At 39.2% G+C, this 12,980-nt stretch carries 13 protein-coding genes; 2 read left to right on the forward strand and 11 right to left on the reverse strand.

What is annotated here, in order from left to right; translation table 11 throughout:
• Positions 1-567: 567 nt before the first annotated feature.
• Together M3600_RS16525 and M3600_RS16530 are read left to right on the forward strand one after the other, a co-directional pair.
• Positions 568-2,274, forward strand: a complete 1,707-nt coding sequence (locus M3600_RS16525; protein ID WP_233314850.1) for a methyl-accepting chemotaxis protein — start codon at positions 568-570, stop codon at positions 2,272-2,274.
• Positions 2,275-2,385: 111 nt separating this feature from the next.
• The gene (locus M3600_RS16530; RefSeq protein WP_233314849.1) at positions 2,386-2,907 is read left to right on the forward strand and encodes a CBO0543 family protein; all 522 of its coding nucleotides are present in this window, start codon (positions 2,386-2,388) and stop codon (positions 2,905-2,907) included.
• A gap of 47 nt (positions 2,908-2,954) precedes the next feature.
• Here the strand turns inward: M3600_RS16530 and M3600_RS16535 are convergent, their stop codons facing one another.
• The 11 genes from M3600_RS16535 to M3600_RS16585 form a co-directional block, all read right to left on the reverse strand.
• Positions 2,955-3,599 (reverse strand): HupE/UreJ family protein, encoded by a 645-nt coding sequence (locus M3600_RS16535; RefSeq protein WP_237944186.1) that lies wholly within the window; start codon positions 3,597-3,599, stop codon positions 2,955-2,957.
• A 15-nt stretch (positions 3,600-3,614) separates the two neighbouring features.
• The gene (larC2, locus tag M3600_RS16540; RefSeq protein ID WP_396953821.1) at positions 3,615-4,097 is read right to left on the reverse strand and encodes a nickel pincer cofactor biosynthesis protein LarC2; all 483 of its coding nucleotides are present in this window, start codon (positions 4,095-4,097) and stop codon (positions 3,615-3,617) included.
• Positions 4,094-4,999 carry a nickel pincer cofactor biosynthesis protein LarC gene (larC, locus tag M3600_RS16545; RefSeq protein ID WP_251646760.1) on the reverse strand — a complete coding sequence of 302 codons (906 nt, stop codon included), beginning with the start codon at positions 4,997-4,999 and terminating at the stop codon, positions 4,094-4,096. The genes larC2 and larC overlap by 4 nt, the downstream gene beginning before the upstream one ends.
• Positions 4,980-5,759 carry a nickel pincer cofactor biosynthesis protein LarB gene (larB, locus tag M3600_RS16550; RefSeq protein ID WP_237943209.1) on the reverse strand — a complete coding sequence of 260 codons (780 nt, stop codon included), beginning with the start codon at positions 5,757-5,759 and terminating at the stop codon, positions 4,980-4,982. The genes larC and larB overlap by 20 nt, the downstream gene beginning before the upstream one ends.
• A 73-nt stretch (positions 5,760-5,832) precedes the next feature.
• Positions 5,833-6,660 carry an ATP-dependent sacrificial sulfur transferase LarE gene (gene larE, locus M3600_RS16555; RefSeq protein ID WP_237943211.1) on the reverse strand — a complete coding sequence of 276 codons (828 nt, stop codon included), beginning with the start codon at positions 6,658-6,660 and terminating at the stop codon, positions 5,833-5,835.
• 57 nt (positions 6,661-6,717) lie between these two features.
• A complete protein-coding gene (locus tag M3600_RS16560) occupies positions 6,718-7,488 on the reverse strand; it encodes an SDR family oxidoreductase (RefSeq protein WP_233314845.1) in 771 nt (256 codons plus the stop codon).
• 19 nt (positions 7,489-7,507) lie between these two features.
• Positions 7,508-8,776 carry a nickel pincer cofactor-dependent isomerase, group 22 gene (locus M3600_RS16565; RefSeq protein WP_251646762.1) on the reverse strand — a complete coding sequence of 423 codons (1,269 nt, stop codon included), beginning with the start codon at positions 8,774-8,776 and terminating at the stop codon, positions 7,508-7,510.
• A 252-nt stretch (positions 8,777-9,028) separates the two neighbouring features.
• Positions 9,029-9,880: a sugar phosphate isomerase/epimerase family protein gene (locus tag M3600_RS16570; RefSeq protein ID WP_237944187.1), complete on the reverse strand. Its 852-nt coding sequence runs from the start codon at positions 9,878-9,880 to the stop codon at positions 9,029-9,031.
• On the reverse strand, positions 9,880-10,890 hold the full coding sequence (locus M3600_RS16575; RefSeq protein ID WP_237943215.1) for a Gfo/Idh/MocA family protein: 1,011 nt from the start codon (positions 10,888-10,890) through the stop codon (positions 9,880-9,882). The genes M3600_RS16570 and M3600_RS16575 overlap by 1 nt, the downstream gene beginning before the upstream one ends.
• 26 nt (positions 10,891-10,916) lie before the next feature.
• Entirely contained in the window at positions 10,917-12,080 is a 1,164-nt protein-coding gene (locus M3600_RS16580) for a Gfo/Idh/MocA family protein (RefSeq protein WP_237943217.1), read from the reverse strand.
• Entirely contained in the window at positions 12,080-12,967 is an 888-nt protein-coding gene (locus M3600_RS16585) for a sugar phosphate isomerase/epimerase family protein (protein WP_251646764.1), read from the reverse strand. Before M3600_RS16585 ends, M3600_RS16580 begins: the two co-directional genes overlap by 1 nt.
• Positions 12,968-12,980 lie beyond the last annotated feature (13 nt).

Consider the following 12,980-nt stretch of genomic DNA (forward strand, 5'->3'; position numbering starts at 1 on the left):
GTGCTATGTCATACTTGTTATTTTGTTTATTCGAGTTATTGATAACGATAAAAGGATTATTGCTTTAGGTATTATCATTTTTTCACTCCGAGCTATATATGACATTGTAAAATATCGTAAAAGCAAAACTAAAGAGTCTTCATAAGCCTTCTTTTCTATTATGATTGCAACTCTAAAATTGTTACTTACCAATTCCAGCTGGAATTAATATAGTAAAGGAGATTTATATAGTGGCGAATAAAATTAACTTTATCTTCACTGTCCTTTTCATTGTTGTTCCGTTCGTATTTCTAATTAGTTTTTTTATTTGGAGATTATTAATGAATACAGGTGGTTTAATAGTTATAGCCGCCGATTGTTTACCTATTCTAGGTATTTATTATTTTCTTACTAGTATTGTGTTCTTCATTATGTATATAAAAAAAATTGATTTAAAAAATTTGTAATCGCTCACAACCTTTCCCTCTTGCTAAACTCCACATCATCTTCCGAAAAACCTCTTCAAATTCACTCAAACGGACCGATATAACATCTAGAAATATATGTTAAGATGAGTGAGGTTGGAGAATGAAAATTAAAACACAATTAATTATCATACTGACTGTTTTGCTTTTTTCTTTAGTTGGTATTGGTATTTACAGCAATAACAGCCTTCATAATGCAGAGGATTATTCTAAAAAATTAAATGAAGCAAAAGAGATGCAGCGTCTCGTTACACATGTTCAGTATCGTCTTGCAGGAATGTCCAATGATGAGAGAGGGTTCTTACTGACAGGTGACAGCCAGTATACAGATGGAATTAAAGAAAAGGCTGTAAACATTGAAGATACGCTAACTTCTATGGAGAAGTTATCAATTTATCAAACGTATAAAGACAGTATTGAGCAACTAGAAACCAGCTTCCAATCTTATACGTCTATGAGTGACAAAGTTGTCAACACATTCAATAATAGTCCTTCTGATTCGGAGGCATTGCATTTTGGTGACTTAAGAAATGTAAGAAAAGAAGTCCTTGATCCTGCTGTTGACAAGCTGGTAGAACAAATAAATGAGAATGTTAGTCAAATTGAAGCAGATAATGAAAAAAACAGTGATATGGCAAAAACTACATTAATTACTATCATTATATTAGCAGCAGGTTTAAGTATTGGATTAGGTTTTATACTGCTGCGTTCGATTTTACGCCCATTAAACATCATGAATAAGCAAATGGTTGAAATTGCATCAGGTGACGGAGACTTGACTAAAAGTGTGAAGGTAAGTGGTAAGAATGAATTTGCTCATTTGGCAACTTCCTTCAATGAATTTGTTGCTTCTCTAAGATCCATGATCTCACAAGTTGGACAAACTTCTAAGTCTGTTGCCCAATCCTCAGATGAGCTTGCTGCAAGCATGGAGCAATCACGAGTAACAGCAGAGCAAGTCGCTGACTCGATACAGATGATTTCGGAAAACAGTAATGAGCAAAACAATTCTGCACAGCAAAGTCTGAACAGAGTTAATAATTCCTTACAAAATGTCTTAAATGTATCAACTAAAGCGAACCATGTAGCAAAAGAATCAGACCGTATTAAAGGAAAAGCAAACGATGGTGAACAGGCAATGGCCGAAATGCAAGGACAGATGGGCACTATCCACCATTCGGTTGGATTAGCAGAAAATGGCCTGCACTCCTTAGTCTCAAGCATCAATGAAATAAAAGATACTTTGAACAATATTCAGGAAATTTCCGGACAAACGAACTTGCTTGCCCTAAATGCGGCTATCGAGGCGGCAAGAGCTGGTGAACATGGTAAAGGCTTTGCCATCGTTGCTGATGAAGTGAGAAAATTGGCAGATATGACAAGTACTTCTGCCAACCATATTGATACATTAATCAACACTATTCAGAATCATTCATTAGAAACAGTGGAGAATATGACCCTTGTAAAGGAAAATGTGAATTCTGGAATGGAACTGGCGGATCGAACTAATTCACATATTAAAGAAATACTGAACAGCATCGAGGTTGTTGCTGGTCATATTAAAGAAGTTGCTTCTACAACAGACCAAATTACAACAGAGGTGCAAGGCGTTCAGCAGTCAATGGAAGAAATCGCACACAGCTCTAACAAAACATTAGCAAACACAGAAGAAGTCGCTGCTGCAACAGAAGAGCAAACTGCTTCCTTCCAGGAAGTGTCTGCATCAGCGACCGCTTTATCTAAGCTGTCTGAAGAACTGGAAAAATTAGTTCACCGCTTTAAGATTGCAGATGGAGAAATAAATGATTGAATCAAACTGCTCAAGGTAAATGAACCTTGGGCATTTTTTATGATTTTCTGGAGAGAAATTACATAAGATTAACCTTTTTGGCAACATTATTCAGTATATGAGGTGAGCTGAATGAAGTATAAAAAGGAAAAAATCATCGAAGGTTTTGTATTGGCCTTAAGCTTAATCATTCTCTTCAAACTTATCCCAAAGAAAAAGTCACGAACAGCAGTCTTGGCTTTCTTATTCAAACTAGTGATTACCTGGCTTTTTGGTTTATTAGTGGTAGAGAAGGATGCCATCAACTATCCTGTACGGCTTTTTTTCAAAAAAACATATAAGGGCAGCTTTACCTTTGAATATATTGGATACCCAGCACTATGCGCCTTATTTAATTCCTATTATCCTGAAAAAAAAGGACCCTTAGTTAAAATAGGATACTACTTTCTCCATACCGGTTTTATCATTATTGGTGAATTATTAGCACTTAAATACACGAAGCTGATTCAATATGAAAACTGGAAATGGTATTGGAGCTTTACGACTGTTTGGCTTACTTATTACTGCTCGCGTCTGTTCCATGTCTGGTTCTTTGGAAAAAGTCACTGGAAAAAGAAGTCATTGGGGAATGTTTTTAGAAATTTGTGGATGTAGAAAAAGATAGCAGCAACTTAGGCAGCTATCTTTTTCTATATACGAATTTATTTTATCCAGAGACTAAACAATCCATCTGTTATCCCGATTGAGTACATATAATAAAGACCAAATGCAAAGCTTATCGACCCAGCACATCTTACTAGCAGCTTATTTGTCCGAACACTTTTCGTGCTATACACAAATGGTATACCAATAATTGTAGTAAAGACGAGCATTCCAATAATTGTTCCTATTCCAAAAACGAGTATGTACAAGGCACACTGCCAAACAGAAGAGACGGTTGACATCGTTAATATTACCATAGCTGCACTTCCTGCAAGACCGTGAATAATTCCTATAAAAGTAACTTTAATAAGTGAAGTCCGTTCAGCTTGCTTATTAATATTCTTGATTTTATCAAAAAAAATATTTTTGCTGCCTAAATATACGAGCATTATACCAACTATAAATTCGAGGGTCATTACCCATTTATCAGCAAGTTCCCCTTTTAGCAATACAATCAATATTCCAAAAACAAATAATGTTGCTGTATGGCCAACTCCCCAAAAGGCGCCTGCTAAAGTTGATCTGGAGAGTCGTTTACCCTTACTGACAATAGTAGATACAGCTATAATATGATCTGGTTCTAATGAATGCTTTATGCCAAGTATTAATCCTAAAAATAACACAGATATGAATTGAAAAATCATCACAGGCTCCCCCCTTTATTCCCTGACTTCCCCATTTCGCCACACTTGTTCATATACTCTTTTCAGTGGAACTTGATGGTGCACTGCTATTTTTTTACACTCTTCATACTCTGGCGCCCGCTGCACAATCTGTCCTTGCAAGATGCCCTCTTTTACTTTTACTGTCCCCCACTCTGTCTCGACATATCTAAATCTTCTTTCAAGCCGATGGACAGTAACTGGATAATAACGTACACCGAGTGTGGTGGTTTCTATAAAAAGAACCTTTTCTATTTCTGCTAGTTTTTCCAGTGAACACAACAATTGCAGCAGTATTCCCGGTCTATTTTTCTTCATGTAAATAGGAGTATAAAAAACATCGTTGGCTCCAGCATCGAACAATAAATCCATTACATAACCGAGCACTTCCCCAGAAATATCATCTAAGTTCACTTCCACTTTAATCATATTTCTATCGATATGCTCCTCATTAGAAGGATGAACTAGATTATCCATCATTGCTCCCCAATAATTACACGCAGAACATTTGGATGTTCAGCAAAATTTTTTGTGCCAGCACCATAACCGATAGATTGCACCATTATAGATGGAAATGCACAAAATTCGTCTGCCAATGCGGCAGCAATAGCGGCACCTGTCGGAGTAGTCAGCTCGCCCCGAATTTTAGTATGTTCAATTGGAATTTCTTTCAGAATTTCCAGGGTTGCAGGAGCAGGTACAGGATATATCCCGTGATCAATCTTAATTCTGCCAGTGCCAACAGGGAGAGCGGAAGCCTTAATGACAGAAACCTCCAGATGATGAATTAAGATAGCAGTCCCAACAATATCAATAATGGAATCTACTGCACCAACCTCATGAAAATGCACTTGTTCTAAGGGCATACCATGTATATGTCCTTCAGCTCGGCCAATTTTCTCAAATATTTTCAATGCTGTATTTTTAATATCATCAGAAAAGTCAGCGCTCTGTATAAGCTCCACAATGTCCTTATAAGAGCGGTGTTGATGACTATGATTATGATTGTGATGATGTGAATGCTCATGGCTATGATCATCGTCGTGGCTGTGTGAATGCTCCTGGTTATGATTATCGTCGTGGCTGTGTGAATGCTCCTGGTTATGATCATCGTCGTGGCTGTGTGTGTGTTTATGGCTATGGTCCCCACTGTCGCCAGCAATACTATGTTCTGTTAAATTATCCACCAAAATTACGTCGAATTTCGTGCTGCTGATTCCATTTTTGACAACCTTCTTCCATACAAGCTTGTATTCATCTTCCATCTTAAGTTTTGACAGTTCTTGAACTAAGAATTCTGGGTCAGCTCCCGCATCGATTAATGCGCCAATTACCATATCACCGCTTATTCCAGAAAAACAATCAAAGTAGAGCGTTTTCATTTTTTCTTACTCCTTTCTGTGCGAGTTTATTGATTAGGACAGCGTTATAGCCGCCGCCAAAGCCATTATCTATATTTACTACACTTATTCCTGATGCACAGGAATTCAACATTGTTAATAATGCGGATAAGCCGTTGAAATTGGCACCATAGCCTACGCTTGTCGGCACAGCGATTACCGGGTGTGACACAAGACCGCCAACAACACTTGGCAGTGCTCCTTCCATTCCAGCTATAACTACAGAAACAGTTGCATTCTGGATTTCCTCCAGATGATTGAACAGGCGATGTATTCCTGCAACTCCTACATCATAAATGCGACGCACCTCACTTCCGAGCACTTCTGCTGTGACTGCCGCTTCTTCTGCCACTTTTAAATCCGATGTGCCCGCACAAATGACTGCAATATAGCCATTATCGGTAGCTTTAGCTTCCCTCTCAATCGGTTCTTTCCAATAGAGAACACGAGCTGTTTTATTATAGATAAACTCTGGACATACGCTTTGAATCGTTTCTGCTTTTTCTTTAGAAACTCTCGTCACGAGAACCTGATTGTTCCGCTTTTTTAAGGATTGGATGATGGAAATAATATGCTTTGCTTCCTTCCCTTCCCCGTAGACGATTTCTGCGAAGCCTTGACGTTTATTGCGGTGATGGTCTACTTTCGCAAATCCTAAGTTCTCAAATGTTGCTAACTTCTTTTTAGCTTCATTTATGCTTAACATACCACTTTGAACTTGAGACAAAATTTCCTCCAGCATGTTGGTCCCCCTCAGAGATGGTTTTTCGATTTAAATTAGAGATGCATACCTTACACATATTGTGCTATCTTTTCTAAATAGAAAAGTTTGAGTTATCCTTTACTGCTAGTGTCTTGTTCATGCTGCCACTCTGGTAGCCTATTAAATCTAAAGTAATATATTTGTAGCCGAATTCCTGCAATGCACTCACGATAAACTTGTTTTTTTCCAGTACGTTCCTCATATCATCTGGCTCTACCTCAATTCTGGCGATATCCTGATGGGTGCGGACTCGCACTTGACGGATTTGAAGTGTTTTTAGAAATGCTTCTGCTTTTTCTACCTTTGTAAGATTTTCCTTTGTGATCCTATCGCCATAGGCAATTCTTGAGGAAAGACATGCAAAGGATGGTTTATTCCAAGTCGGCAGTCCTTGCTCATACGAAAGCTCGCGGATTTCCGCTTTAAACAAATTTGCTTCTTGAAGCGGTCCCCGAATCCCTTTTTCTTTTGCTGCCTTCATGCCTGGTCTAAATTCATTCCTATCATCAGCGATGACCCCATAGATGACATTGTTAAATCCTGCCTCTTCCATAACTGGAATAAGATGATCAAACAAACTGCTTTTACAAAAATAACATCTGTTTTTTGTATTTTCCGAGTAACCGGGAATCGCTAATTCAGAGGTTTCTATAATGATATGTTTAACACCAATATGTACCGCAAGTGACTTCGCCTCTTCCAACTCGCTTGTCGGGTATGTTTCGGAGTCTGCGGTTACTGCAAGAACATTTTCTGTTCCTAGAGCATCTACCGCTGCTTTTAATAGAAAGGTACTGTCCACACCTCCTGAAAATGCAACAACAACCGTTTTCATTTCCTGAAGTATAGACATTAGAAGTTCATATTTTTTTGCAGGCATGTCTTTAGCACCCTTCCTAATCTAGATTTTTTACAAAAGCATTGATACGCTCTTTCATTAGATTGTCATACTTCCAAATCCGCCATCTACCCTAATCAAAGCGCCTGTCACAAAACTGGACGCCTTATCAGAGGCAAGCCAAACCGCTGTACCTTGAAGCTCTTCTGCTTCCCCGAATCGTTTCATCGGCGTATGCTTCATTATGTCTTCTATCCTTTCTTGATCAAGAATCTTTTTGTTTTGCTCTGCCGGGAAAAAACCTGGAATAATAGCATTGACACGAATTTCATACGGAGCAAATTCACGAGCTAAAAATTGGGTGACACTATTGAGCCCTGCCTTTGAAACCGAGTATGTGAATACTCTTGAGAGGGGTGTTGTGGAAGAAACAGAAGAGATATTGATAATGCTGCCCTTTTTGCCATGTTTTATCATCTTCTCAGCAAAAATCTGACAAGTTAACACAATCCCTTTTAGGTTAACATCCATGATTCGATCCCATTCATCCATGTCAATCTCAAAAAAAGGTGTTGCACTATTAGTGCCAGGTGCATTAAGAAGAATATCCCAACAGCCAGCCCATTGTTCTATTTCGTCTGCTGCTTTTAAGAGTGAGTCCTTTGTTAAAACATCTGCAAAAAATGCTTTTGCCTCGCCGCCGTTTTGGATTATTTCGTGGACTATTTCTTCTGCTTTAGCTAAATTGCGGCCAACAATCGCTACCTTTGCACCATGTTCTGCCAAGCCCTTTGCCATCGAGGATCCTAACACACCGTTTCCTCCTACTGCAACCGCCACTTTACCGCTTAAATCAAATAGTGTTGACATCAATTTCTCTCCTCATCGTCTAAAATAAATTGCCTTGCTCATTAAAAGGAACTTCATAAAGGCCAGTAATTTGCTCCATATTAGGATGATTGTTCACATATTCAAGTAAGCTTTCAGATACTTCAATCTCACTTAATACTAAGGTGTTTTTAATGCGAACAAGTTTAACATCGTGAAAGTTTAAGATATTGCATGTTTTCACTGCTGCTTGAAGAGCCATTTTATCGTTTGGCAATGTTGTGGCAATTTTTGTTGGTGCTACAACAGTGGAGGTCAGGCCATTAGCATACGTCCCTTCTCTGTCCATCTTGTTGAGCAAACGTTGTGTGGTGAAATCTGCCGTTCCAACACCATTCGCGTTTCCTTCTGATTGTGGAGTGACATCTAGCACAACCATCTTGTTTACATCTGGGCCGCCTGATGCATATGGCGTAGGATAGCGGCCAGTAATATTGGGATCCATTCCGTCACCGCTAATATTCTTGCCGATTTCATCAATCACAAGGACATCAAGCTGGTCAAAAAAAAGTTTAGGCAATAATGACTTTGCTTTTATCTGCAAGGCAGGCTCCGTTTCAATCACTTCTTCTGGTGTCAGCACTTCCACCGTGGCTATTTTATCGAATGCATTTTCCACTGTCGCTACACCGAACAGAAAGGGGGTTTTCTTCATAATGACCTTTGCCATGGCAGGAACGTTTTCTGCCATATATTTAAATCCCATTTGATGACAGGCCTCAGCACCTTTTTGTTTGCCCAGACCAATGCTTATCATCTTCATAATGCCGCTCTCAACAGGTCCACGAAAGGCTGTGTGTGGCTTGATGCGGTTAATCACCACGATGCCGTCTGCTTGCAAGGCATATTTATCTACATATACTGGTAAACTATTTGCTAATTTGCCGACCTGCTCTACTTCCATGGAGGAACGAATCTCTGCTCCTACTGATTCTTTCGAAATACCAAGATGCTCGAGAACGGCTCTCTGGCCCTCTGCCGTTGCTCCACCATGGCTGCCCATGCTTGGGACTATAAAAGGTTTTGCACCTAAACCTTTGAGAAATTTCACTGTTACAGCAGTAAGCTCGGTGATTCGATCTAGCCCCCTGCTTCCGACAGCAACGGCTATTTCCATGCCTGGCTTAATATTTTTTACTATTTGCTCACTTTGTAACTTCTTCATTAAGACGGAACCGAGATCATCTATTTTGCTATCATCAAATGAAACCTTCACTTTTGCCATTTTTGGGACTGGTATGTCTTTTAATAATTCTTCAAGAATACCCATCTACATCACTCCTTAGCCCACTGCGTTGTAAACCCTTCCATTTCTACTTAAAAATATATTAACTTTAGAATCTATTGGTACGTAAATATTAATTTGTTTAGCAAACTAATTAATTAAATGTATATTATCATTATCGGAAATTTGCGTCAATCATTTATTAGATGCTAAATCCGATGTCTAACTAAAACCAAGAAGAAAGAAGTCCCAAGATTTAGGACCTCTAACTATTAATTAAGCATGAGGTTCCGATTATCAGAACAAATCTGCATACCCTAATTGTCTTAAATAGTCTCCTGAATCTTTAAGGCAATCAAATGGATCTCTGCCATAAGTGTCGTCTTGTTCAATCAAAAAATATTGAACTCCTGCTTTCATTCCAGCTTCCATAATCCCTTTAATGTCCAGATTGCCTGTGCCAAGCTCAGCAAATTCAATATTACCTGTAAATTTGCTCATGAAATCGGACATATCCCTTAAATCTCCTAAATCAATTGGTCCGATGCGATAATCCTTTAAATGAATGAGTGAGACACGCCCGGCAAAACGATTGATGACATCTATCGGGTTTGCTCCTCCTCTTTGGGCCCAGTGAACATCGAGTTCAAAGCCGAGATTGGACGTTTGCTCTCTCATAATATCCAGCAGGCACTTCCCGTCATATTTCTCAAACTCAATATGATGGTTATGGTAATACAGCTCTATTCCATGCTGTTTGAGCCGTTCGGCCATCTTTTCAGCTTCGGTAATATACTCCATCGCCTTGATTTTATCTCCCATTAAATTAACAGGCATCATACCAATTCTAATAAAATTACAATCTAATGTTATACAATCACTGACAATCTTATCAAAATCTGCTGTTAAAGATTCACCTTGGCTCCCTGGCATTGAATCAAGGGGAGCGCTGATCGCTGCGACTTTGATATTAAAGTCTAAGCTTGCTCTTCTCAATTCAGACACATTTTCCTCTGTCATTTGAACTTGTGTGACTTCTACATAGCGGTAGCCCAGCTCATGAATTTTTTTCATTGTTTCATAGACGCCCAATTCTTCTATTTTATTTTTTAAATTGAACATTTGAACACCTATTTTTCCGCTTTTCATCAATTTAGCTCCTCCATTCTGACACGTCTTTTTTCTTCTGATGATTGCCTGATTGCATCAATCATTTTCATGGACATAAAGGCGTCCTTCACATGGGTATACTTGTCGCTGTCTGATGCAATACATTGATAGAACCGATTAATCAGCTTAGCGTGGCTCGCTCCATAATAGAACTTCGTCCCAGTAAGTCTGTCATCTGTTGCTAATTCTATCTTTTTATTCTCTTCATCAGCTCTTGTTAAAATACTGTCCTTTATCGTAAATTTTTCTTCCTTAAATGTGACTTGCAGCTCTACACTGGAGTTTCGTTCATTTGAAATCGTCGCAAAGAACAACCCTGTGGCACCGTTGGCAAATTGAATATGAGCACTTGCTGTATCCTCCACCTCTATTTCATAATCAAGTAATTGATCGATTGATCCTCTGATTGAATCTATGTCTCCCCCGAGGAGCTGCATTAAATCTAAAGTATGAATCGATTGGTTAATCATCACGCCACCGCCGGCATACTTCATCTTGCCTCGCCATGGTTTTACGTCATAATAAGCCTTTGGCCTATTCCATGTAACCAGCCCCTTTATTCCCAGAACTGGACCATAATGGCCGCTTTCAACCATTTCATTCAGCACTTCAACTGTTTTATTGTACCGATTCTGTAAGCACACACAGATTTTCACATGCTTATGTTTTTTTTCTAGTTCCACTAAGGAATAACCCTCTTTATGAGTCAATGCGATAGGCTTTTCGAGAAAGACATTAATGCCCGCTTCCACACAAGCTACTGTTGCAGGATAGTGAAGATAGTGCGGCAAGCAAATATGTACACAGTCCAGCACTTCCTCTGCCAGCATTGCTTCATAATCTTCGTAAAAATTCACATGAGGCACTATTGCTTTACACTTCGGGTCTACATCACATACTGCCGTTAATTCCACATCTGGGTTTGCCTGTATGGCGGCAAGATGAATTTTTGAGATATCACCAAGTCCAATTACCGCTGCTTTCAGCATTCCAATCTCCCCTCCTGCAACCCATGTCAGCTTTTAATTGGGTTTAGTTTTTCCGCTTCTATCTTTTTGTTTAACTCAGCTAGATATACCTCTTCATCAATTGGCAGCTCTACTTCTTTGTCTAACCAGCTCGACAGATGAATGGCATTTGCCAGTGCAACCCCATTGATTCCATCAGAGCCAGGGGCAAGGAGCGGCGTGCCGTCTATAATATTAGCTGCAAAGTTTTCCAAAACAGCGATATGCTGCTCTCCCCAAACACTCTCGAATTCTAGCACCTCTTCTGAATAGAGCTCTTGTGTATTGCCGCCCATAAATATTTTTGTCACCTCATGCATGCTCATAGTAGCACTCATTTCTGACTCTGGTTTAACAAGGCGTTTAATCGTTATTTTCTGACTGTCATCAACAACGATTTTCCCCTTGTCTCCCAATATTTCAAAACGGTCCGTCCCTATTACATCATGTGTACAAGTAATGAACACACCTGTCGCACCATTTCCGTAATCAAGCAATGCAGTTACTTCATCTTCCACAGCAATATTGCGCTGAAATCCATATTTCACATTAGAATAAACTTTCTTTGGCATCCCGCAAATCCATTGCAGCAAATCAATTTGATGGGGCGCCTGATTGACAAGGACACCGCCGCCTTCACCATTCCAAGTGGCTCTCCATGCTCCTTGGTCATAATATCCTTGCGGCCTCCACCATGTTGTTATCATCCAGTTTGTGCGGCGGATGTTGCCAATTTCCCCTGTATCTATTAAACTCTTTAAAGTTTGGTAAAGTGGATTTGTCCGTTGATTAAACATAATCCCAAAGGTTAATTCCGGTTTTGTTGCTGCAAAATCATTCATTTCTTTGACTTGTTTTGTATAAACACCTGCTGGTTTTTCAACAAGTGCATGAATATCTCTTTTTAATGCTTCAATCGCCATTTCAGGATGAAGATAATGAGGAACGCATGTGACGATTGCGTCTATCTCACTTCCTTTAAGCATGTCAATATAGTTATCATAAAAAGGAATACCAGGAAACTTCTCAGCTGCTGCTGTCTTTTTCGCTGGATCAATATCACAAATCGCCCCTAGCACCATATTTGCGACTCGCCCCTCTGCCAAAAAGTCAGCATATGCTCCTCCTTGAGCTCCTAACCCAATAACACCTAATCTCACTTTGCTGCCCATTATACTTCCTCCTTACTTGTAATTTGGTTAAGAATGTCTAGCAATGACTCATATTGCAGCTTGTAGGCACTCGCTCCTGTAAGTGCTTCATTGTTTTCGATAAAGTGAAGCGATTCTTCCAGCTCCAAGTCCTTTAGCGAATCAAATAACACAAGATGCGGTTCCAGTGTCAAAAATCCCTGATAGCCTTCGTCCATTGCCAGTTCCAATATTTCTGGAATTCTGCCTTGCCCAGTACCGCATACTACATTCTGTCCAGTTTCTGATACTGCATCTTTTATATGAATATAGACGATGTCATCCTTCAAAAGGTCATAGCATTCTTTTGGTTCCTCACCACACTGTACAAAATTAGCAAAATCAAAAATTGCTTTAAAAGAAGCTGAGCCTACTTCATGCAAAATCTCTTTACAGCGCCGGCCAATATCCCCATAAATATCCTTCTCATTTTCATGGAGCAAAATAATATCATATGATTTAGCAATTGCAGCAAATTCCTTTAATTTACTAATAACATTCTCTCGATATTTGTCTGCTTCTTCCCCTTTCGGAATATAGAAGCTGAAAATTCGGATATACTTACAATCAAGCAAGCTGCAAATCTTGCATATTGTGTGGAGCATTTGCTTTTGCTCTTCAAAGCCGCTGTCGTCATCAATTAGGATCTTGCCTATTGGAGATCCTATAGACGAAACACCGATTTCTGCTTTTTGCAAACGGGGTAAAACATCATCCCTTATTTCGTCTACCGAAAAATCACCAATATTTCTTCCGTCAATTCCACGCAAGGATATATAATGCATGCCAAGCTTTTTAACTACCTCAAGCTGTGTATTAAAGTCAGCTGAAATCTCATCTGAAAACCCTGAAATCAATAGGTTATTCATCTTTATAAAGCCT

Source organism: Niallia sp. MER 6 (assembly GCF_023714395.1).
In the GTDB taxonomy this organism is placed as follows: domain Bacteria; phylum Bacillota; class Bacilli; order Bacillales; family Cytobacillaceae; genus Niallia.

Coding starts and splice junctions, on each gene's coding strand:
- M3600_RS16525 (WP_233314850.1), top strand. CDS start 568: ATGAAAATTAAAACACAATTAATTATCATACTGACTGTTTTGCTTTTT.
- M3600_RS16530 (WP_233314849.1), top strand. CDS start 2,386: ATGAAGTATAAAAAGGAAAAAATCATCGAAGGTTTTGTATTGGCCTTA.
- M3600_RS16535 (WP_237944186.1), bottom strand. CDS start 3,599: ATGATTTTTCAATTCATATCTGTGTTATTTTTAGGATTAATACTTGGC.
- larC2 (WP_396953821.1), bottom strand. CDS start 4,097: ATGATGGATAATCTAGTTCATCCTTCTAATGAGGAGCATATCGATAGA.
- larC (WP_251646760.1), bottom strand. CDS start 4,999: ATGAAAACGCTCTACTTTGATTGTTTTTCTGGAATAAGCGGTGATATG.
- larB (WP_237943209.1), bottom strand. CDS start 5,759: ATGCTGGAGGAAATTTTGTCTCAAGTTCAAAGTGGTATGTTAAGCATA.
- larE (WP_237943211.1), bottom strand. CDS start 6,660: ATGCCTGCAAAAAAATATGAACTTCTAATGTCTATACTTCAGGAAATG.
- M3600_RS16560 (WP_233314845.1), bottom strand. CDS start 7,488: ATGTCAACACTATTTGATTTAAGCGGTAAAGTGGCGGTTGCAGTAGGA.
- M3600_RS16565 (WP_251646762.1), bottom strand. CDS start 8,776: ATGGGTATTCTTGAAGAATTATTAAAAGACATACCAGTCCCAAAAATG.
- M3600_RS16570 (WP_237944187.1), bottom strand. CDS start 9,880: ATGAAAAGCGGAAAAATAGGTGTTCAAATGTTCAATTTAAAAAATAAA.
- M3600_RS16575 (WP_237943215.1), bottom strand. CDS start 10,890: ATGCTGAAAGCAGCGGTAATTGGACTTGGTGATATCTCAAAAATTCAT.
- M3600_RS16580 (WP_237943217.1), bottom strand. CDS start 12,080: ATGGGCAGCAAAGTGAGATTAGGTGTTATTGGGTTAGGAGCTCAAGGA.
- M3600_RS16585 (WP_251646764.1), bottom strand. CDS start 12,967: ATGAATAACCTATTGATTTCAGGGTTTTCAGATGAGATTTCAGCTGAC.